A 19,588-nucleotide genomic window follows, 5' to 3' on the forward strand; every position below is an offset into this window, starting at 1 on the left:
GATGCCGTGGGGGACGGTCGTGGGCGGTGCTCAGCACACCGCGTGCGAGGACACGGCGTGTCAGAACACCTCGCGGGTCAGAGCACCTTGCTGAGGAAGTCCCGGGTCCGCTCGTGCCGCGGCCTGTCCAGGACCTCGGCGGGCGGGCCCTGTTCGACGATCCGGCCGTCGTCGATGAAGACGACCCGGTCGGCGATCTCCCGGGCGAAGCCGATCTCGTGGGTGACGATCACCAGGGTGGTGCCGCTCTTCGCGAGGTCCTTGATGACGGCGAGGACCTCGCCGACGAGTTCGGGGTCGAGGGCGGACGTGGGCTCGTCGAAGAGGATGACGCCGGGCCGCAGCGCGAGGGCGCGGGCGATGGCCACGCGCTGCTGCTGTCCGCCGGACAGCTGCCGCGGATAGGCGGCCGCCTTGTCGGCGAGGCCGACCCGGTCCAGGAGTTCGCGGGCGAGTTGCCGAGCCGCGGTCCGGTCGAGCTGTCCGGTGGCCGCCGGGGCGGCGGCGACGTTCTCCAGGACGGTCAGGTGCGGGAAGAGGTTGAAGTTCTGGAAGACGAACCCGATCCTGCTGCGCTGGGCGAGGATGGCACGCTCGCTCAGCTCCTTGAGCCGGCCGCCGTGCTGACGTACGCCGATCAGTTCACCGTTGATGCTGACGTGGCCGATCTCCGGCTTCTCCAGGTGGTTGACGACCCGCAGCAGGGTGGACTTCCCGGAGCCGGACGGGCCGAGGATCACGGTGACCTCGCCGGGGCGCACGCTCAGGTCGACGCCGTCCAGGACCCGGTGGGTCCCGTACCACTTGTGCACGTCGTGGACCTCGACGGCGGCGGGCACGGCCTTGACGGTCGCGGTGGTCATACGGCGGCCTCCCTGCGGATACGGGCGCGCAGGTCGGTGAGGGCGGTGCGCAGCTTCTGCAACGGGGTCGGCGGCAGGGTGCGGGTGGCGCCCCGGGCGAAGTACCGCTCGACGTAGAACTGGATGACGGAGACGACCGTGGTCAGGATGAGGTACCAGACGGTGACGACCAGCAGCAGCGGCACGATGTCGCCGGGGTAGGTGGCGCCCATGGTCTGGGCGGCGCCGAACAGGTCGAGCAGCGAGACGTAGAACACCAGCGAGGTGGCCTTGACCAGGTCGATGAGCTGGTTGACGTAGTTCGGCGTGATGGAGCGCAGGGCCTGCGGGAGGACGACCTTGCGGAACTGGTAGCCCTTCGGCAGCCCGAGCGCGGCGGCCGCCTCGTGCTGGCCCTGGTCGACGGAGAGGATGCCGCCGCGGACCGCCTCGGCGGCGTACGCCGCCTGGTTCAGGCTCAGACCGACGACGGCGACGGCGATGTCGGTGGCGAGCCGGGACTCGTCGAAGGCGAAGAAGGCCGGCCCGAAGGGGACGCCCACGCTGAGCGTCTGGTACAGGGCGCTGAAGTTGTAGAGGAAGAGCAGGATGACGATCAGCGGGATGGAGCGGAACGTCCAGATGTAGATCCAGCTGACCGCCCGCAGGACGGGGCTCTTCGAGAGCCGGGCCAGCGCGAGGACGACACCGCCGAGGAGGCCCAGTACCGCGCTGTAGGCGGTGACTTCGAGGGTGATCAGCAGTCCGTCGAGGATCGTCGGCCGCAGGAACCAGTAGCCGAACCGGTGCCATTGGTAGAAGGGGTTGGACACCAGGCCGTGCACGAACTGGGCCGTGAGGACCAGGACGACGGCGGTGGCGATCCAGCGTCCGGGGTGCCGCAGCGGCAGAACTCGCTGCGCGGTCAGCTGTTTTGACGGTCTGTCGGCGATCGGCGGTGGCTCCGTGACGGAGACGGCGGCGCCTGGGAGTTCACTCATGAGGGGCTCCGGCGGGATCGGATCCCCGGACACGGGCGCACGGGACGTGGCCACGACGGCCGTTCTACGGCGGGTCGTGGCACACGGGGACGCACGGGAACCGGGGGCTGGGCGGACAACGGCACACCACGCGGGCGGTGTTCGTCTGGAACGCGGGGGCTGCGGAGGGGGACGTCAGCCCCGACAGCGGGCTCGGCCCGGTGCGGTACACAGTGCGCTGTTCACACGCAGGAGGTCGACGGAACGATCGGCGACAAGGAGGTTCGCGTACGGCGGTACGCAGCTCGAGGTACGGCGGGTGGCCGTCCTGGGAGCTGCGTACATGTCCGTCACCGTCATCGTTCTCAGGGGCCTCGAAGGCCATTCTGCGTCAAGAGTGCCGTAAGTGAAGCCAGTTGTCCGAGCGTCTGTCAACGCCGGTCCACCAGGTGGAATGCCTAGCGGGTCCGCGCCGTGTGCGCCGCCCAGTCCAGGATCTGCACGGCCGATCCCGCGGCCTCCAGGCCACGGCAGTGGGCATGGTGGCGACGGGCGATGCCGTCGAGGTCGAGGTGCGCGCCGAAGGCGGGGTGGGCCGCCAGCCGCCGGGCATACGCCCACAGTGCGGGATGGGCGGCGATCCGCTGCACGGCGGAGGCGTCCAGGTGATGGCGGTGCACGGTGTCGAGCTGGACCAGCGTGACCCACAACTCGACGTCCGCGGCGGTGATCTGATCCCGGATCAGATACTCCCGTCCGGTGAGCCAGCGCTCCAGCGAGGCCAGGGTCTCCAGCAGCGTGTCGAGCGCCGCGGCGCGTGCGTCCGGGTCGGTGCCCGCCGTGCCGGCCTCCTGCGCGGCCCGCTCGATGCCCTGGGCGCACAGCCGCTCCACGGCCTCGGTCTCCGACTCCGCGCCGCACGGGTACAGCGCCGGGCGGTCACCGCCGAAGCGGGCGAGGTCGCGTGTGATGTCCGGGGCGTGGGTGCTGACGATGCGGCCCGACCAGTCGTCGCTGAGCACGGGACCGACGGCGGCGCCCTTGTAGCGGTGCGCGCTGGCCTCGTAGAGGGGGCGCAGCGCCGTATGACCGCCGTCGGGACAGTCGGGGATCGCGTCGAGGAACGTCACGGGACAGGCGTCGTCGAGCCCCAGCAGGCTGTGGACGACGGCGATGCGCAGTCCGTCCGGACAGGCGGGCGACAGATGCAGCCGGTAGCGGCGCGACACGGCGTAGTGCCCGCTGCGCGCGTCCCGGCCGATCCGGCCCCGGAACGCGGCGGTGGACTGCGCGGTCGAGGCGGGAGCGAGCGGTGTGACGGACATGAATCTCCCCGGGTATGGGCGCGCGGACGTACGCGCGGCGGAAGCGACGTCGGGCCAGGACAGGGGGTGCGCGGCGGGGCGCGGGGACGGGCCGGGCTCAGCCGAGCCGGCGGATCGCACTGCAGACGCGCTGCAGGTCGATGTGGCGGCGGGAGGTCAGAAGAGGCGACGGCCGAGAGGTACGGCTCACTCGGCCCACTGCCGACTCAAGGCGCCTCATGTTTCCCTACCTGTTCACTAGGATTCCCATCCGGAGTGTCGATCGGCCGCGCGACGACGTCAAGAGGGCGTCCACGAGGCGGTCACCCGCGGTCCGGGACGTGCGGTCGGCCACCTTCTGGGGACGCGCGCCGCTGGCTACTCTGGGAGCGCGGCCGACGAAGCAGGCGGGGGCGGGCTCCATGGCATTGCTGCGCGAGCGCCATCTGAACGCGTCCACGATCGGCGCCACGGGCAACGCCGCCGCCGCGTTGCGGCTGCTCACCGGGCTGGAGGCGGACTGCCGTACCCGGCTCGGGGACGACGCCTGGTTCACCCTCGTCGTACGGCACGGTGTCGCGTACTGGACAGGCGTGTGCGGCCGGGCCCCGCGGGCCAGACAGCAGACCCAGGACCTGCTGGACGTGTACCGGGAGCGACTCGACGACCGCGACCACCGGGCCCTACGGCTGTTGCGCGACGATCTCGCCCGCTGGACCGGAGAGACGGGCGACGCCCGGGACGCCGCCCTCCAGTACACCGGGCTCCATCGCGACACCGAACGGATCCTGGGCCCGGAGGCTTCGGAAACCCTCCTGACCCGCCACAACACGGCCTACTGGACGGCAGCCCACGGTGCCCGCGCCCAAGCCCTGGCCGAATGCCGCGCCCTCCTCGACGACGAGCACCGGGTCAACGGCCCGGCCCATCCGCACACCCTCGCCGTACGCCACAACATCGCGGGCTGGACCGAGGCCGAGGGCGAACCCCGGGACTCGCTGAGCCTGTTCACCACCCTTCTCGAGGACCGCACCGCTGCCCTCGGCCACGAACACCCGCACACCCTCCTCAACGCCTTCCACGTGGGCCGACTGACCCGGCACCACCGGAACGCGTCGGCCGGGGACACCCGGCTCGTCGAGCTGTTGCCCCTCTTCACGCGCGTTCTCGGCGGGGGCCACCCCTGGACGCGACGGCTGCACCGGGAGCTCCGGGCCGGACAATGACCTCATGGAGCTCTCCTTCACCGGCCGTGTCATCGAATGGCGTGGTCCGGCGCCCTACTACTTCCTCCCCGTTCCGGACGAGGAGTCCGCCGACATCCGCGAGGTGGCCGCGATGGCCTCCTACGGCTGGGGGGTGATCCCGGTCGAGGCGCGCATCGGCGCGACCGCCTTCACGACGTCGCTCTTCCCCAGGGACGGCTGCTATCTGCTGCCGCTCAAGAACGCCGTACGCAAGCCGCAGAGCATCGCGGCCGGCGACGACGTCTCCGTGCGGCTGACCGTCTTGCTCCGACTCAGGTGATCGCCTCGGCGAGTCGGTCGACCTGGTCGAGCCCCGATCCGGTGGGGACGAAGATGAGTTCGTCGCAACCGCCGGCCGCGAACGCGTCGACGTAGGACGTGACCGTCTCGGCGCTCACCGCGGCGCTGTCCGCGATCTGCCGGGCGAAGTCGCCGAGGAAGCCGTAGTAGTCCAGCAGGTAGGCGTCCGCCTGCGTGCGGGCTTCGGGGCCCAGCCCGAAGTAGGCCAGCGACAGCTTGCGCGGCGTGCCCGCGCGCCCCGCCTTCCGCCAGGCTGCGTCGACGCCGGCCGCGGCCTCGGCGAACGTGTCCGGCGAACCGCCGCCCATGATCCAGCCGTCGGCGAACTCGGCGACGCGCCTGAAGCTCGCCTCCGTGGAGCCGCCCAGGATGAGTTCGGGGCCGCCCTCGCGCCCGGGGCGGGGCCCGATCGCTCCGGCGAACCCGAACTCCTCTCCGGCCCAGACGCGCTTCATCTCGGCGAGCTGCTCGTCCAGGCGCCGGCCTCTGCCCTGCGTGGACACGCCGCCGGCCGCGTAGTCGTCGTCCCGGGCTCCCAGCCCCACACCGAGGACGAAACGGCCGCCCGATATCCGCTCCAGCGAGGCGGCCTGCTTCGCGAGCAGCGCGGAGTTCGTGTAGAGCGGCGCCAGCAGCACGCTGGTGGTGAGCCGTATCCGGCTGGTCACCGCGGCCGCGGCGGTGAGGGCGATCAGTTCCTCGTAACCGCCGTACACCAGCCGTCCGATGGTGCCGAGGGTGCTGAATCCGGCCTCTTCCGCCCGCCGGGCCCAGTCGAGAAGGAGTTGAGGGCCGGTGCCGGGCACCGTGTTGGGCAGGCCGATTCCGATGTCCATGTGTGCCTCCGTACATAGGGAACGCACGGTCGACGCAATCATGCCTTCGCCTGCCGCGATCGCGGGACGGGTGCGCACAGGCCAACCGGCCGGAAGTCACCGGTGGCCGCCCCGGGCCGGATCCGGACGGTGACCCGTGTACCGGACTGGTCCATGCTCAGTCCCGACCACGGCGACTTCGTCGCGTCACGGCGGATGCGGGCGCGACCCGACTGGGACTCCGGCGCCCGCAAGGCCGTCTGCCCCGACGGGCAGCGGCTGCTCGGACTCGGCCACACCGGCAATCGGGGCTGTGCTCGGACGTGTCCGCCGGAGCCTTGTGGGATCCGGCCCGCGGACACGAGGTGGTCGCGGACGAGCGGTATGTCGCGCCGGGTCGGGACTGGGCGTCCGGGTACACCAAACTCCAGTGCGCCGACGGGCAGTTCCTCATCGGGTACAGCGTCCGCGGTGCCGCCGTCTCCGCCGCCCTGTGCGCGGCCGCCGCACCCGAAAGGCTCGGTGCGAGGGGTCGTACCGTCTGGTTCGACCGGGGCGACAACAGGGGCACGGCCCCCAGGGGCGGCGACTTCGCGGACGGCCGGTACAAGGGGCAGTGCGCGGACGACGAGTACGCGGCCGGAATCGCGTACACGCGCCGGGTGGCTCGTCCCGCACGCCGGACGCCCTCTACTGCCGCGGACTCGGCTGACCGGTCAGCCCGCGCCGGCGGCGGTCCCGGACGCCTCAACTCGCCTACTTCAATACTTACTTCAACTCTTGACGCGACTGGTCCATACCTTTAGCTTCACGGGTCAGCAACGCCACGTGTGACGCACTCACCCCCCGACACACTCCAGGAGCGTCCTCAGCCATGCCCTTCTCCGATCGCATACGGTCCCGTACCCGGCTCACGGTCCTCGCCGCACTCTCGGCCGTCCTCGCCGCCCTGTTCACCGCGACGCCCGCCCAGGCCGCCACCGGCTCGATCACCGGTCTCGCGGGCAAGTGCGTCGATGTCGCGGGTGCGAGCAGCGCCGACGGCACCGCCGTACAGCTCTACGACTGCAACGGAACAGGTGCCCAGACCTGGTCCAACTCCGGTGACGGAACCCTGCGCGCGCTCGGCAAGTGCCTGGACGTCGTCGACCGCGGCACCGCCGACGGCGCGGCGGTCCAGTTGTGGGGCTGCTCGGGCGGCGCCAACCAGCAGTGGGTGGTCACCGCGGCGCGCGACATCGTCAATCCGGCCGCGAACAAGTGCCTGGACGTCCGGGACAACAGCAGCGCCAACGGCACCCGGCTGCAGATCTGGACCTGCTCCGGCGGGGCGAACCAGAAGTGGAACGCGCCCGCGAGCGGGGGCGGCACCACGCCGTCCGGGTTCGTCGTCTCCGAGGCCCAGTTCAACCAGATGTTCCCGAACAGGAATTCCTTCTACACCTACGGCGGCCTCACCGCGGCCCTCAGCGCCTACCCCGGGTTCGCGGGTACCGGCAGTGACACGGTGAAGAAGCAGGAGGCGGCCGCGTTCCTGGCCAACGTCAACCACGAGACCGGCGGACTGGTCCACATCGTCGAGCAGAACACCGCCAACTACCCCACCTACTGCGACTGGAGCCGCCCGTACGGCTGCCCGGCGGGCCAGGCCGCCTACTACGGCCGCGGGCCGATCCAGCTCAGCTGGAACTTCAACTACAAGGCCGCGGGCGACGCCCTCGGTATCGATCTCCTGGGCAACCCCTGGCTGGTGCAGAACGACTCGGCCGTGGCCTGGAAGACAGGGCTGTGGTACTGGAACACCCAGTCCGGACCCGGCACGATGACCCCGCACAACGCCATGGTCGACCAGGCCGGCTTCGGGCAGACGATCCGCAGCATCAACGGCTCCCTGGAGTGCGACGGCAAGAACCCGGCCCAGGTGCAGAGCCGCGTCGACGCCTACAACCGGTTCACCTCGATCCTCGGCGTCGCGCCGGGCGCCAACCTCTACTGCTGACAAGGCGGCGCGATGATGCCCGAGTCGACATTCCGGTTCAGACCCCTCGCCCAGGCGCTGCTCGGCGCGTTCGGCGCGCTGACGTTCCTCGTGGCCGTCCCGTCCACCGCCCACGCGGACGTGCTGACCCTGCTCCCCCAGAACGCCGACGGCCTGGAGCAGACCTTCTCCCCCGCGTACGACTACGACCGCGACAGCTGCTACGCCACCGCGGCGATCGGCGCCGACGGCACCCTCAACCCCGGCCTCAAGCTCGGCGGCGATGTCAACGGCAAGTGCCACGACCCCGCCCAACTGGCCAACGCCAACACCTACTCACGCGCGAAGTGCAACAACGGCTGGTGTGCCGTGATGTACGCCAGTTACTTCGAGAAGGACCAGGCGACGCTCGGCCCGGCGGCCATCGGACACCGGCACGACTGGGAGCATGTCGTGGTGTGGGTCAACGACGACCAGGTCCGGTACGTGTCGGTGTCCCAGCACAGCGGCTACCAGGTGGCCGCCCGCTCGGCGGTCCGCTTCGACGGCACCCACCCGAAGATCGTCTACCACAAGGACGGCATCTCGACCCACTGCTTCCGCTTCGCCAACAGCAACGACGAACCGGCGGAGAACGCCACCGGCACATGGTTCTTCCCCCGGCTCGTCGGCTGGAACGGTTATCCGGCCGGCTACCGCGACAAGCTGACCGGCGCGGACTTCGGCTCGGCGACCCTCAAGATCGACGACGGCGACTTGCCGTACCACCTCGCCGCCTCGAAGCCCTCGGGCATCGCGTTCGACCCGTACGCATGACAGGCATGGCAGTGGTCCGCCTACTTTGGTAGCCGTCCGTGCCATCCGAGGATGGTTCTTCCCGCGACGATCGCCCGATGCCCGCCATCTCCCGCTTCCCCCAGGGTGAAGACACAACTCACCCTGGGGGAAACATGGTGATCCTGCACCATCGGACGAGAGCGGGCGCGCCGACCGCGGTGGCGCTGGCGATGACAGTGGCGATGACGGTCCTGCCGACCTCGGCGTCGGCCGAACAGCCCGCAGCGGGCCCGCAGTTGTACGTCGCCCCGTGGGGCGAGGACTCCTGGCCCGGCACCCTGGACCACCCCTTCGCCACCCCGGCACGCGCACAACAGGCCGCACGCGCCCGGGCACCTCGGAGGACGTCCGGCCTGGTGGTGAACCTGCGCGGGGGGACGTACACCCTCAAGGAGCCGCTGCGGCTGTCGGAGGCCGCGGGTGACTCCGGGGTGATCTACCAGGCGTACGGCTACGGGACCCCGCGGCAGGAGCGGGTCACCCTCAGCGGCGGCCGGCGGATCTCCGGCTGGCGACCGGACCCGGGGCGGCGGGGGTTCTGGCGCGCGGACGTGGGCGGTCTGGAGACCCGGCAGCTCTACGTCGACGGGCGCCGCGCCACCCGGCTCTCCCGCGAGGGCGCCGGCTTCGACGGCACGCTGAGGGTGACGAAGAGCGGCTACGTCACCACCAGCGCCGTGCCGCGGAGTTGGAAGAACCCCGCCGACATCGAGTTCGTCTACCGCGGCGGCTATGTGGAAGGCCGCTGCGGAGTCGCCGGTGTCTCCGGCACCGCCATCACGATGGACCAGCCCTGCTGGGACCTGGCCCAAGCCCTGTACGGCGGACCGGAGTTGCTCACCTCACCGACGGCTGTCGAGAACTCCCCCAGCTTCGAGCCCGAGCCCGGCGGCTGGTACCTCGACCGCTCCCGCCCCGGTCACCACGAGCTGCTCTACTTCCCGCGCCCCGGTCAGGACATGCGCCGCGCCGAGGTGATCGCCCCGGTCCTGGAGAACCTGGTCACCGGCACCGGCCGACCGGGCCGCCCCCTGCACGACATCGGCCTGCGGGGTCTGACGTTCGCGGACGCCACCTGGCTGGCGCCCAGCGAGCCCGCCGGGTTCGCCTCCGCGTGGAGCATGTATCTGCGGCCCGGAAAGGGCGACGACGCGCGGCTGCTGACGGTGCCCGGTACGGTCGCCTTCCGCGCCGCCGAGCGGATCACGCTGGAGGGCAACCGGTTCACCCGTCTCGGCGCCCAGGCACTGGAGTTGTCGCGGAACAGCTCGTACAACACCATCGACGGAAACCTCATCGACGACGTCTCCGACGGCGGCATCCTGATGGGAGTGGTCCCGCCGGACCAGAAGGGCACCGACCGCGGCAACCGGATCACCAACAACCGGATCCACCACATCGGCGCGGAGTACCACGCCGCCTCCGCCATCTGGGACACCGCGACCCAGCACACCACCATCGCGCACAACCAGGTCGACCACGTCCCCTACACCGGCATCCTGTCCGGTCCCGCCGACGACCTGCGCGGCATCATGCGCGGCAACCGCATCCTCGGCAACCGCGTCTTCGCGACGAACCGGCTCCTGGCCGACGGCGGCGGCATCTACCTGCGGGGCGAACAGGGCACCTCGTTCGCCGACGGCGCCGTCCTCAGCGGCAACGCGGTGACCAGCAGCAAGTACGGCGAGTGGAACGTCGGGATCTACACCGACGACAGCACCAACTGGACCACCGTGGACGGCAACGCGGTCTACGACTATGTCGCCGCCATCGGCGGATGCAGCGAGGAGTGGGGCGACCGCCCCGTCCGCAACGTGCGCTACCGCGGCAACTTCTGGGACGACGCGGTGCCCTCATGGCTGGAGCGGCGGGACTTCCCCGGGGCGTGGCCGCCGGCCGACGAGGCACACCCCGACGAGGGGTGCGGAGACCCGCACGACCTCGAGTTCACCGGCAACACCCTGCTGTCCCCGCGCGACCCCGGGCAGACCTGCGCGGCCGACGCCCGCTGCGCCGCCGTACTGGCGAACGCCGGACCGCTGCCGCGGTACCGGCAGCGGCTGGGCCTGCGCTGAGGGAAAGACGAAGGGCCCTCGCGGGCTGCTGCCCGCGAAGGCCCTTCACACCGTCGGGACGACAGGATTTGAACCTGCGACCCCTTGACCCCCAGTCAAGTGCGCTACCAAGCTGCGCCACGTCCCGGTGCGACTCCCCCGGACGAACCGCGGGAACACGCAGGTAAACCCTACCGCATGGACGTGACGACGGCGGACGTCAGCCGCGTACGGCCGTCGGCCGGCCGGCCTCCGACGGTTCGCCCGTGGCCCGCGCCGTCCCGGTCGCACGGCCCGCCCGGCGGACCGGCACCAGCAGGGCGGCCAGGGCGGCGGCGAGGCACAGGGCCGCGAGCAGGGTGAAGCCGTGGGTGTAGCCGGAACCGTACGGCAGCCCGGAGGGCTGGAGCCGGCCGGTGACCAGGACGCTCGTGACAGCGGCGCCGATGGAGCCGCCGATGGTGCGGATGTTGGCGTTCATACCGGTGGCGGCGCCGGTCTGCTCGGGCGGCACGCTGCCGACGATCAGGTTGGCCATCGAGGCGAAGGCCAGTCCGATGCCGAGGCCGAACACTCCCGCGACGACGGCGATCTGCCACTGCGCGGCGTGCCAGAGGGCGAGGAATCCGAGGGCCACCGCGCCGAGCGCGGCGCCGGTGGTGAGCAGCGCCTTCGCGCCGACCACGGGTGCCAGCCGGCCGCTGAGGATGCCGGAGCAGAACATCGCCAGCAGCATCGGCAGCATCAGCAGTCCGGAGGTCGTGACGCTCGCGCCGAAGCCGTACCCGGCCGAGCTCGGCGTCTGCACGAAGGCCGGCAGGAAGGACCAGAGCGCGTACATGCCCGCGCCGAAGAGGAACGCGACGGTGTTGGTCGTCCACACCGCGGGCAGTCGCATGACCCGCAGGTCGATCAGCGGGGAGCGCGAGCGGGCCTCGGCCAGCAGCCACAGCACGAACAGGACGACGGCCACGGCGAACAGGCCGAGCACCCGGGCCGACCCCCAGCCCCATGTGCCCGCCTGGCTCAGCGGCAGCAGCAGGGCCACCAGCCACGCCGACAGCAGGACGGCGCCGAGCCAACTGACCCTGCCCTCGGCCCGGCTGGGTGACTCGGGGACGTAGCGCAGGGCGATCAGAGTGGTTGCCGCGACGACCGCGACGGGGATCCAGAACAGCCAGCGGTAGTCGAGCGCGGAGACGATGGGTCCGGCCGCGACGATGCCGACTCCGCCGCCCGCGGCGATCACGGCGGACAGGTTGCTGATGCTGCCGGGGACCTCGGACGGGGCGAACTCGTCGCGGATGATGCCGAAGGAGAGCGGGAACAGGGCGCCGCCGACGCCCTGGACGACCCGGGCGACGATCAGCATGCCGATGTTCGGCGCGAGGGCGGCGAGCAGACAGCCGGCCAGGACGACGAGCAGGACGGCGACGAGGGTGCGCTTCTTGCCGATCAGGTCGCCGATGCGGCCGAGGATCGGGGTGAAGACCGAGGCGGACAGCAGATACGCCGTCATCACCCAGGTCGCGGTGGACTGCGAGGTGTGCAGTGCGTGCTGGACGGTCGGCAGGGCCGGCGCGATCAGCGACTGCAGCATGGCGAACACGCCGGCACCGGTCGCGAGGACCGCGAAGGTGAGGCGGGTGGACTTGCGGGGCATGGAGAGCCTCTCCGAACACAGAGTGCGGCCGGAGCCTCGTGGGAAGCGGTCGCGGAAAGGGCAGGGACGCACCTCGACTGATAAAGTGGAGGCACGCCTCCACTCTAGCGGAGGCTCACCTCCGCTTCAACCCGGAACGGAGGTTGACCTCCGTTTCAGCCCCGGGAGGCTTCCGTGACCGCCCAGTCGTCCCCCGTCAGCGAGATCGTCGCGGCCCGCCGTCCCACCCGGAAGGACGCCGCCCGCAACTACGACGCCCTGCTGGCCGCCGCCCGCGAGGCCTTCGCGGAGCACGGGGCGGAGGCCTCCCTGGAGGACATCGCCCGGCGGGCGGGCGTCGGCATCGGCACGCTGTACCGGAACTTCCCCACCAGGCGCCATCTCTTCGAGACCGTGTACGCGGACGAGGTGAACACCCTGGTGCGGGTCGCCGAGGAAGTGGCCGACCGGGAGCCCTGGGACGCCCTGACCGCATGGCTCGACCGGTTCGCGGGCTACATGGTCACGAAGCGGGCCGTCCGCGAGGCCCTCAACGACGAGTCGGAGATCTTCACCGCCTGCCGCGAGTCGATGTACGCGGCCGGCCGCCCCCTGTTCGCCCGTGCCCAGCAGGCCGGCGAGGCACGCACGGACATGGACTTCGTCGAGCTGCTGCGCATGGTCGCGGGCATCACCGCTACGTCCTTCGACGACGACGCCCAGCGCAGGCGGGTCATGTCGATCGCCCTGGACGGCGTGCGCACGAAGGCCTAGCTTCTCCTTGCCTGACTCAAGTAAGTTCGGCCGCATGTCCCTCTTGGCTCGACCCCCGATCGCCGCCCTCGCGGCCATCGCGATGCAGCGAACGACCCGGCTGGCCGGCCGGCGTCTGGCCGGCTCGTCGTACGCCCGCTTCCCCGAATTCCCGCGCAGGGTAAGGGAATTGACGATCCCGACGTCGATGGCCCCGGCCCGCGCCACGGTCTATCTGCCGACCGTCACCGACGGTGCGACGCCTGCGGTGCACGTCAACTTCCACGGTGGCGGATACGTCATGACGCTGACCGAGCTGGACGACCCGCTGTGCCGGTTCCTGGCCGCGGAGGCGGGCGTGGTCGTGATCAACGTGGACTACGTGGTCGCCCCCCAGCACCCGTTCCCGGCGCCGGCCCGGCAGGCCTACGAGGTCGTCCGCTGGGTCGCCGAGCACGGCACCGAGCAGGGCTGGGACGGCGGCCGGCTCACGGTGGGCGGGCAGAGCGCGGGCGGCGGGCTCGCGGCAGCCGTGGCCCGCCAGGCGCTGGAGGAGGCCGGCCCCGGGATCGCCCTCCAGGTCCTGCACTACCCGCCGCTCGACCTGGCGACCGGCGCCCGGCACAAGAAGGCGGCCGTCGCCCGGCCGATGCTGCGGCCCTGGATGGCCGACGTCTTCGACACCTCGTACATCCCGGACGTACGGCTGCGCCGCGACCGGCTCGCCTCCCCCGCGCACCCGTCGGACACCGCCGACCTGAAGGGCATCGCCCCGGCGCTGATCGTCACGGCCGAGTACGACCTCCTGAAGGCGGAGGCACAGAGCTACGCCGACCGGCTGCGGTCCGTGGGCGCGCTCGCCGGGCACCATGACGTGACCGGCGCCGACCACGGCTACGACGGCAAGGACGAGGTGAAGGCGCGGGAGACGTACACGTTGATTGCCCGGCATGTGCGGGAAGCCGTCGGCTGACCGCCGAAACGGTCACCGGCTGGATCAGATGGGCAAGGACTGAGCCTCCGAAAATCCCAACGCCCCTCCCCAGCCCGCCGGTTATGGTCCGCTGCATGCGACTCACGGTTCTCGGCGGCTGCGGCGCCTGGCCCACCGCAGACCAGGCGTGCAGCGGCTATCTCGTCGAACACGAAGGGTTCCGGCTGCTCGTCGATCCCGGATACGCCTCGCTGCCCCGGCTGTTGAGACACGGCACCGTCGACGAGGTCGACGCCGTCCTGCTCAGCCACGGTCATCCCGACCACTGCGCCGACCTCAATCCCCTGCTGCGCGCACGGGGCTTGAGCGACGACCCGCCGCCATCCCTTCCGGTGTTCGCACCGCACGGCGCGGCGGACGCCGTTCTGGCGCTGGACAAGCCGAGCATGCTGGCGGGCGCCTACGAGCTCCGTGAGTTCACCCCCGGCGACCGCATGGGCATCGGCCCGTTCACAGCCGACACCTGGCTCCTGCCGCACTTCGTGCCCAACGCCGGCATCCGGCTCGCCACAGCCGACGCGGTGCTCGCCTACACCGGCGACACCGGCCCCAGCCCCGACATCGAGCACTTGGCCGCCGGGGCCGATCTGTTCCTGTCGGAGGCGACGTACGTGGAGAAGGTTCCGGAGGCCGACGAGCCCTATCTGCTGACCGCACGGCTGGCAGGCCGGTACGCCCATCAGGCGGGTGCGGCAAGGCTGTTGCTCACCCACCTGTGGCCGGGCACCGACCCGGGGGCGGCTCTGGAAGCGGCCGGTGAAGCCTTCGCCGACCCCCTCGACATCGCCGCCCCGGACCTCGTCGTGGACCTCTGACATGCCGGAGGCCGGTCTCCGCAGCGCATGCGGTGACCGGCTTCCGTCCTTCCCCCCGACCCGGTCAGTGAGCGCCGACCAGCTCCTGGTCCGCACCGCTGCGCGCGGCCGGCTTGGAGCTGCGCAGTGCGGCGATCCCGATGAAGACCATGGACGACAGTCCGGCGATCGCGAAGGCGGTGAAGCCGAACTCCCCGTTGCCCGCGGCGAGCAGCTGGCCACCGAGCCACGGGCCGAAGACGGCGCCGAAGCGGCCCATGCCGGAGGTCCAGCCGACGGCGGTGGCACGGCTGTCCGGGGTGGAGGCGATCGAGACCGTCGCGTAGATCATCGTCTGGGCGCTGTTGAGGAAGACTCCGGTGAAGAAGACGACCACCATGGTCACGCCCATCGGCATGTGGACGCTGAGCAGGAAGACGCCCGCGGCGGTCAGCGCGAACCAGAGTGCCGAGATACGCGGCGCACCGAAGCGGTCGGCGGCCCGGCCCGCGACGAGCATGCCCACGATGCCGCCGAGGTTGAAGACGACGACGAAGGTCAGCGCGTTGGCGAGCTCGTAGCCCTCGGCGCGCATCAGCGTGGGCAGCCAGGTGGCGACGCCGTAGACCAGGAGCAGTCCGCCGAAGGAAGCGAGCCAGTACAGCAGGGTCTGGATCCACTCGCCGCCCCGGAACAGGTTGAGCAGGGAGTTCCAGCGCTCGGCCGCGGCTTGCTTTCCGCCCTTGGCGGCGGGCAGTTCGACGTCGTACCGCTCGGCCAGCGCGCGGGCCTCCTCGGTGCGGCCCTTGGCGACGAGGAAGCTCAGCGACTCGGGCAGGAACCTGGCGAGCACCGGCGCGAAGAGCAGCGGGAGCACGCAGACCCAGAACGCGGCGCGCCAGCCGACGGGGTCGATGAGCCACTTGGCGACGTAGGCGGAGAGGATGCCGCCCGCGTGGTGGGCGGTCATCAGCAGGCCGATGACGAGGGCGCCGCGGCCGCGCGGGGCGTAGTCGCAGACCATGCTGATGGCGGTGGGCAGCAGGCCGCCGAGGCCGATGCCCGCCAGGGTGCGGCCGAGGCCGAAGACCTCGACGCTGCCCGCCATGGCGCAGACGCCGGAGGCCAGCGAGAAGAGGGTCACGGAGGCAACCATGAGCTTCTTGCGGCCGACGCGGTCGGCGACGGTGCCGGCGGTGAGCGCGCCGATCAGCATCCCGAAGGTGGCGTAGGAGCCGAGGTCGCCGGCCTGATCGGCGGTGAGACCGAAGGTCTTCGTCTCCAGCAGGTGCGGCAGCACCGAGCCGTAGATGAACATGTCGAGGCCGTCGAAGAGCACGGCCAGCCAGCACAGACCGACGACCAGGAAGGCCAGTCTGCTGCCGCGAGCGGACAGGGAGGGGGAAGGGGAAGGGGAGGAAGACATCGTTGGTTACCTCTCGTGCTTGGTGCGCCAGACGCTAAGGAGCCACCCGCCAAGAGTCAACGTTTTTGTCAACAATCCCATCGACAATCATTGGCGGGCGGCCCTTTGCCCAGCTCAGACCACCGGCGGCGTCCCGTGGGTGTGGAACGACTCAATGGTCCGCAAACCCCAGGCCTGCCCCTTCCTGCGCTCCTGTTCGGTCCAGGTGATCAGCGGCCAGTCGGGCGCGAGGACGAGCCGCGTGAGCGGGTTGCACAGCTCGATGCGGTTGCCGCCCGGCTCGTAGACGTAGAGGAAGAACGTCTGCTGGATGGCGTGCTTGTGCGGGCCTGTCTCGATGAACACACCGCTGTCGATGGCGAGATCGGCGGCGCGCAGGACGTCCTCGCGGGTGTCGGTCGCGAAGGCGATGTGGTGCAGCCGTCCGGCGCTGCCGGTCCAGTCCGAGGTGTAGACGACGTCGTACGACTTGTTCGTGTACGTCAGCCAGCGCGCCGCGATCCTCCCGCTGTCCAGCCGGATCTGCTCGGTGGGCCGGGCGCCGAGGAGGTTCTGCTGGAACTCGGCGTTGGCGAGCACGTCGGCGGCCAGGAAGTTGATGTGGTCCAACCGCCGCACGCCCACGCCCCGGTTGGGTTTGGCCTGCGGCTGGTTCTTCAGCGCGGGCCTGAGCTCCTCGGGGGCCCGGTAGTGCTCGCTCTCCCAGTACAGGGCGTGTTCATGGCCGTCCGGGTCGGTGGTGACGTAGAGGCGGCCGATACCCGGTTCGTCCTCGACCCACTTTCCGGTGCCTCCCGCCGCCTCGATCGCTTCGACACGGCGATGGAGGGCCTCCTCGCTGGAGGTGCGCAGGGCGAGCCGGCCGAGGCCGGGCTGTTCGCGGGCGGTGAGGACCAGGCTGTGGTGCTCGTAGTCGTCGAAGGTCCGCAGACGGACGGTGTCGCCGTCCTGTCCGTTGACCGTGAGGCCCAGGTAGTCGGTGAAGAAGCCGACGCTGGCGTCCAGGTCCGGGGTGAACAGCTGGGCGTGGCCGATGTGCGCGATGTCGCCGAGCGGCGGAGTCATCGGTGACCTCCTTGGGGTCGTGCGGCAGCCCTGGGGAAGACGGTGCCGTCGAAGAGCTTGCGGGCCGTGCGGACCACGGCCGTGCGGCGGGCGGTGGGGAGGCCTTCGGGGGTGGTCCCGAGGCTGCTTTCGATGTCGAGGAATCCGGTGGGATGTTCTATGCGAATCCGGTCGCCTTCGGGAGGGAGCTCCGCGAGATCCGCCCCCACGCCGCCGTCGATCCGCAGCCCGGCGGCCACACTGGCCGCGCCGAGCACACCGATCGAGGTGTGGCAGCGCACCGGTATGAAAGTGCGGGTGGTGACCGCGCCGCCTTCGCGGGGCGGGGCAAGGAGCGTGAGCTTGGGGACGGTGGTGCCCGAGACGTCCCCGAGGCCCATCAGCCGGCCCGCCGCCAGGCGGATCCGGCGCAGCCGGTCGGCGAGCGTCGGGTCCTCCTCCAGGTCCTTGGGCGACTCGTACCCGGTGACCTTCAGCGAGCCGGCGGCGATCAGCACGGTGGGCATTCCGTTGTCCACGCAGGTCACCTGGACGCCGTCGATCTCGTCGCGGACGCTTCCCGTGGGCAGCAGCTCGCCCGCCCCGGCCGGGAACTCGATGACCACCGGAGCGGCTGTCCCCGGCACTCCGGAGATCTGTGCGTAGCCGGTGTAGTCGACCCGGCCGCCCGGAGTGGGAAAGGTCGCCGTGGCGTGGTCGCCGGTGTTGACCATGCGGATCCGGACGCGGGTGAGCTCCTCCCCCGCCGGGACCAGTCCGCGCTCGACGGCGAAGGGGCCGACTCCGGCGAGGATGTTCCCGCAGTTCTGACGGCCACTCACCTCGGGGCGGTCTACGACAACTTGGAGGAAGAGATAGTCGACGTCGGCCTGCGGATCGGCGGACGGCGAGACGACGGCCACCTTGCTGGTGAGCGGATGGGCACCGCCCAGACCGTCGATCTGCCGCTCGTCCGGACTGCCCATGATGCGCAACAACAGGTCGTCGCGCAGGACGGGTTCGGCAGGGAGGTCGGCGGCGAGGAAGTAGGCGCCCTTGGAGGTGCCGCCCCGCATCAGCAGACAGGGCACCTCCTCGGGCACGGAGCTCACGACGACTCCCCCGTGTACTCGTCGTACGACCGGTACTCGACGCCGAGCCGCTTGAGCGTGTCCCGCAACCCGTAGCGGTCCAGGCCCAGTTGGCCCTCGATGAAGGCGGCGCGGGTGGCGGCCTCCTTGGCCTCGCGGGCCTCGGACTTCACAGCCGTCTCCGCCGCGCGCTCACGCGGGACGACCACGACACCGTCGTCGTCGGCGAGGATCACGTCGCCGGGGCGGATCACCTGACCGTCGATGGCGATCGGGACGTTGACCGAGCCGCCGGTGGCCTTGACCGTGCCCTGCGAGGAGACCGCGCGGGACCAGGCGGCGAAGCCCATGTCACGCAGCTCCTGGGTGTCGCGGATGCCGGTGCCGGTGACGACGCCGCGCACCCCGCGCTGCTTCAGGGCGGTCGCGAACAGCTCGCCGAACAGGCCGTCCGTGCACGGCGAGGTGGTCGTGACGACCAGGATGTCGCCCTCGCCGCACTGCTCGACAGCAGCGTGGATCATGAGGTTGTCGCCGGGCCAGCTGAGGACGGTGACAGCCGTACCGGCGACCCGAACCCCCTGCTGAACGGGGCGAATCCCCGGGCCCAGCAAGCCGGTTCGGCCCATCGCCTCGCTGACGGTGGCCACGCCGTACTGTGCCAGCGCGTCGACGTCCTTCAGGTCCGCCTTCGGCGGGTCGGTGACGATCACGCCCATCACGCCAGCTCCTTCGCGATCTGCGGGTAAGGACGCATGTACGCCTCGGCCATGGTCTTGTGGGCCAGGCCCAGGTTCGGACCGGCGTTGCGCTTGAGCTGAACGCCGCGGCGGACGGCGAGGTCGGTGTAGTAGTCCCACAGGTGCTGCTGGGCCGCGAGGCACTCCATGGCCTTGCGCTTGGTGTCCCAGACCTCGGTGATGTCGAGGAGGACCTCGGGCCTGAAGCCGCTCATCTCGGGCTGGTGCGGCTCGAAGAAGAAGACCGGAGGGGCGCCGATGATCTCGCCGGGGCCGGGGTAGCCGATGGCCTGCGCGAGGACGCGGGCCTCCAGGGCCATGCGGCTGGCGGCCGGGTGGTCGCCGTTGTAGGGGTCCTCGACGGGGTGGGTGAGCACGACGTCGGGCTGGGTGCCGCGGTAGACCTCGACGAGCCGGTCGGTCAGCTCGGGGGTGGCAAGGAGCGGGTAGTCGCCGGCGTCGAAGAACCGGACCTCGGCGCCGAGGGTGGCCGCGGCCCGCTCCGCCTCCTCCCGGCGTATCGCCTTGATCTCGTCCAGCTTCCTGCCCTCGCGCCACGCCTTGGCGGACTCACCGCGCTCACCGAAGGTCAGACAGGCGATGGTGACCTTCTCGCCGCGGGAAGCGGCCAGGGCGATGGCACCACCCGCGCGCCACACGAAGTCGCCGGCGTGCGCGGTGATGACGAGTGTCGATCGTGGGCTGGCGGGCGCGTTGGCCTGGGGCATGCTGAAATCTCCTCGGTGA

19 protein-coding genes, 1 tRNA gene and 1 pseudogene are annotated in these 19,588 nt (G+C 70.9%); 9 read left to right on the plus strand and 12 right to left on the minus strand.

What is annotated here, in order from left to right; translation table 11 throughout:
• Positions 1-77: 77 nt before the first annotated feature.
• The 4 genes from TN53_RS06285 to TN53_RS49280 form a co-directional block, all read right to left on the minus strand.
• Entirely contained in the window at positions 78-863 is a 786-nt protein-coding gene (locus tag TN53_RS06285; protein WP_046257367.1) for an amino acid ABC transporter ATP-binding protein, read from the minus strand.
• Positions 860-1,843 carry an amino acid ABC transporter permease gene (locus tag TN53_RS06290; protein WP_046257368.1) on the minus strand — a complete coding sequence of 328 codons (984 nt, stop codon included), beginning with the start codon at positions 1,841-1,843 and terminating at the stop codon, positions 860-862. Before TN53_RS06290 ends, TN53_RS06285 begins: the two co-directional genes overlap by 4 nt.
• A gap of 437 nt (positions 1,844-2,280) precedes the next feature.
• Positions 2,281-3,147, minus strand: coding sequence for a glutathione S-transferase C-terminal domain-containing protein (locus TN53_RS06295; protein WP_046257369.1), 867 nt, complete (start codon positions 3,145-3,147; stop codon positions 2,281-2,283).
• A gap of 97 nt (positions 3,148-3,244) precedes the next feature.
• Complete coding sequence (locus tag TN53_RS49280) at positions 3,245-3,367, minus strand: putative leader peptide (RefSeq protein WP_323185116.1); 123 nt, start codon at positions 3,365-3,367, stop codon at positions 3,245-3,247.
• Positions 3,368-3,548: 181 nt separating this feature from the next.
• Between TN53_RS49280 and TN53_RS06300 the strand changes: the two genes are divergently transcribed.
• Together TN53_RS06300 and TN53_RS06305 are read left to right on the plus strand one after the other, a co-directional pair.
• Positions 3,549-4,352, plus strand: a complete 804-nt coding sequence (locus TN53_RS06300) for a hypothetical protein (RefSeq protein WP_159038103.1) — start codon at positions 3,549-3,551, stop codon at positions 4,350-4,352.
• Positions 4,353-4,356: 4 nt separating this feature from the next.
• Positions 4,357-4,653: a DUF1905 domain-containing protein gene (locus TN53_RS06305; RefSeq protein WP_046257370.1), complete on the plus strand. Its 297-nt coding sequence runs from the start codon at positions 4,357-4,359 to the stop codon at positions 4,651-4,653.
• On the opposite strand, the gene TN53_RS06310 is transcribed toward TN53_RS06305, so the two are convergent.
• Positions 4,646-5,509: an LLM class flavin-dependent oxidoreductase gene (locus tag TN53_RS06310; protein ID WP_046257371.1), complete on the minus strand. Its 864-nt coding sequence runs from the start codon at positions 5,507-5,509 to the stop codon at positions 4,646-4,648. The two genes, TN53_RS06305 and TN53_RS06310, sit on opposite strands and share 8 nt — an antisense overlap.
• A 102-nt stretch (positions 5,510-5,611) precedes the next feature.
• Here TN53_RS06310 and TN53_RS48185 point away from each other — a divergent pair.
• The 4 genes and pseudogenes from TN53_RS48185 to TN53_RS06325 all read left to right on the plus strand — a co-directional run.
• Positions 5,612-6,200 (plus strand): annotated as a pseudogene (locus TN53_RS48185) (glycoside hydrolase); the annotation flags it as partial.
• Positions 6,201-6,362: 162 nt separating this feature from the next.
• Positions 6,363-7,487: a chitinase gene (locus TN53_RS06315; protein WP_046257372.1), complete on the plus strand. Its 1,125-nt coding sequence runs from the start codon at positions 6,363-6,365 to the stop codon at positions 7,485-7,487.
• 15 nt (positions 7,488-7,502) lie between these two features.
• On the plus strand, positions 7,503-8,282 hold the full coding sequence (locus TN53_RS06320; protein ID WP_046257456.1) for an NPP1 family protein: 780 nt from the start codon (positions 7,503-7,505) through the stop codon (positions 8,280-8,282).
• A gap of 134 nt (positions 8,283-8,416) precedes the next feature.
• Positions 8,417-10,378 (plus strand): right-handed parallel beta-helix repeat-containing protein, encoded by a 1,962-nt coding sequence (locus tag TN53_RS06325; RefSeq protein ID WP_234441520.1) that lies wholly within the window; start codon positions 8,417-8,419, stop codon positions 10,376-10,378.
• Positions 10,379-10,431: 53 nt separating this feature from the next.
• Here TN53_RS06325 and TN53_RS06330 read toward each other — a convergent pair.
• Positions 10,432-10,505: transfer RNA gene (locus TN53_RS06330), tRNA-Pro, on the minus strand.
• A gap of 72 nt (positions 10,506-10,577) precedes the next feature.
• Entirely contained in the window at positions 10,578-12,020 is a 1,443-nt protein-coding gene (locus TN53_RS06335) for an MFS transporter (RefSeq protein ID WP_046257373.1), read from the minus strand.
• Between the two features lie 174 nt (positions 12,021-12,194).
• Here TN53_RS06335 and TN53_RS06340 point away from each other — a divergent pair, with 174 nt between their 5' ends.
• From TN53_RS06340 to TN53_RS06350, 3 genes are all read left to right on the plus strand, one after another.
• The gene (locus TN53_RS06340) at positions 12,195-12,773 is read left to right on the plus strand and encodes a TetR/AcrR family transcriptional regulator (RefSeq protein ID WP_046257374.1); all 579 of its coding nucleotides are present in this window, start codon (positions 12,195-12,197) and stop codon (positions 12,771-12,773) included.
• A 34-nt stretch (positions 12,774-12,807) separates the two neighbouring features.
• Positions 12,808-13,725: an alpha/beta hydrolase fold domain-containing protein gene (locus tag TN53_RS06345; RefSeq protein ID WP_046257375.1), complete on the plus strand. Its 918-nt coding sequence runs from the start codon at positions 12,808-12,810 to the stop codon at positions 13,723-13,725.
• A 95-nt stretch (positions 13,726-13,820) separates the two neighbouring features.
• Positions 13,821-14,561: an MBL fold metallo-hydrolase gene (locus tag TN53_RS06350; protein ID WP_046257458.1), complete on the plus strand. Its 741-nt coding sequence runs from the start codon at positions 13,821-13,823 to the stop codon at positions 14,559-14,561.
• Between the two features lie 64 nt (positions 14,562-14,625).
• Here the strand turns inward: TN53_RS06350 and TN53_RS06355 are convergent, their stop codons facing one another.
• From TN53_RS06355 to TN53_RS06375, 5 genes are all read right to left on the minus strand, one after another.
• Entirely contained in the window at positions 14,626-15,966 is a 1,341-nt protein-coding gene (locus TN53_RS06355) for an MFS transporter (protein ID WP_046257376.1), read from the minus strand.
• Positions 15,967-16,080: 114 nt separating this feature from the next.
• Positions 16,081-17,031, minus strand: a complete 951-nt coding sequence (locus TN53_RS06360; RefSeq protein WP_046257377.1) for a VOC family protein — start codon at positions 17,029-17,031, stop codon at positions 16,081-16,083.
• A complete protein-coding gene (locus tag TN53_RS06365; RefSeq protein WP_046257459.1) occupies positions 17,028-18,086 on the minus strand; it encodes a 4-oxalomesaconate tautomerase in 1,059 nt (352 codons plus the stop codon). Before TN53_RS06365 ends, TN53_RS06360 begins: the two co-directional genes overlap by 4 nt.
• 32 nt (positions 18,087-18,118) lie before the next feature.
• Positions 18,119-18,823: a 4-carboxy-4-hydroxy-2-oxoadipate aldolase/oxaloacetate decarboxylase gene (locus tag TN53_RS06370; protein WP_046257378.1), complete on the minus strand. Its 705-nt coding sequence runs from the start codon at positions 18,821-18,823 to the stop codon at positions 18,119-18,121.
• On the minus strand, positions 18,820-19,569 hold the full coding sequence (locus tag TN53_RS06375) for a PIG-L deacetylase family protein (RefSeq protein WP_046257379.1): 750 nt from the start codon (positions 19,567-19,569) through the stop codon (positions 18,820-18,822). The genes TN53_RS06370 and TN53_RS06375 overlap by 4 nt, the downstream gene beginning before the upstream one ends.
• Positions 19,570-19,588: the final 19 nt, after the last annotated feature.

This window comes from Streptomyces sp. WM6386 (assembly GCF_000972385.1).
Lineage (GTDB): Bacteria > Actinomycetota > Actinomycetes > Streptomycetales > Streptomycetaceae > Streptomyces.

Coding starts and splice junctions, on each gene's coding strand:
- TN53_RS06350 (WP_046257458.1), top strand. CDS start 13,821: ATGCGACTCACGGTTCTCGGCGGCTGCGGCGCCTGGCCCACCGCAGAC.
- TN53_RS06300 (WP_159038103.1), top strand. CDS start 3,549: ATGGCATTGCTGCGCGAGCGCCATCTGAACGCGTCCACGATCGGCGCC.
- TN53_RS06325 (WP_234441520.1), top strand. CDS start 8,417: ATGGTGATCCTGCACCATCGGACGAGAGCGGGCGCGCCGACCGCGGTG.
- TN53_RS06345 (WP_046257375.1), top strand. CDS start 12,808: ATGTCCCTCTTGGCTCGACCCCCGATCGCCGCCCTCGCGGCCATCGCG.
- TN53_RS06375 (WP_046257379.1), bottom strand. CDS start 19,569: ATGCCCCAGGCCAACGCGCCCGCCAGCCCACGATCGACACTCGTCATC.
- TN53_RS06305 (WP_046257370.1), top strand. CDS start 4,357: ATGGAGCTCTCCTTCACCGGCCGTGTCATCGAATGGCGTGGTCCGGCG.
- TN53_RS06335 (WP_046257373.1), bottom strand. CDS start 12,020: ATGCCCCGCAAGTCCACCCGCCTCACCTTCGCGGTCCTCGCGACCGGT.
- TN53_RS06290 (WP_046257368.1), bottom strand. CDS start 1,843: ATGAGTGAACTCCCAGGCGCCGCCGTCTCCGTCACGGAGCCACCGCCG.
- TN53_RS49280 (WP_323185116.1), bottom strand. CDS start 3,367: ATGAGGCGCCTTGAGTCGGCAGTGGGCCGAGTGAGCCGTACCTCTCGG.
- TN53_RS06295 (WP_046257369.1), bottom strand. CDS start 3,147: ATGTCCGTCACACCGCTCGCTCCCGCCTCGACCGCGCAGTCCACCGCC.
- TN53_RS06285 (WP_046257367.1), bottom strand. CDS start 863: ATGACCACCGCGACCGTCAAGGCCGTGCCCGCCGCCGTCGAGGTCCAC.
- TN53_RS06355 (WP_046257376.1), bottom strand. CDS start 15,966: ATGTCTTCCTCCCCTTCCCCTTCCCCCTCCCTGTCCGCTCGCGGCAGC.
- TN53_RS06310 (WP_046257371.1), bottom strand. CDS start 5,509: ATGGACATCGGAATCGGCCTGCCCAACACGGTGCCCGGCACCGGCCCT.
- TN53_RS06315 (WP_046257372.1), top strand. CDS start 6,363: ATGCCCTTCTCCGATCGCATACGGTCCCGTACCCGGCTCACGGTCCTC.
- TN53_RS06360 (WP_046257377.1), bottom strand. CDS start 17,031: ATGACTCCGCCGCTCGGCGACATCGCGCACATCGGCCACGCCCAGCTG.
- TN53_RS06365 (WP_046257459.1), bottom strand. CDS start 18,086: ATGCGGGGCGGCACCTCCAAGGGCGCCTACTTCCTCGCCGCCGACCTC.
- TN53_RS06320 (WP_046257456.1), top strand. CDS start 7,503: ATGCCCGAGTCGACATTCCGGTTCAGACCCCTCGCCCAGGCGCTGCTC.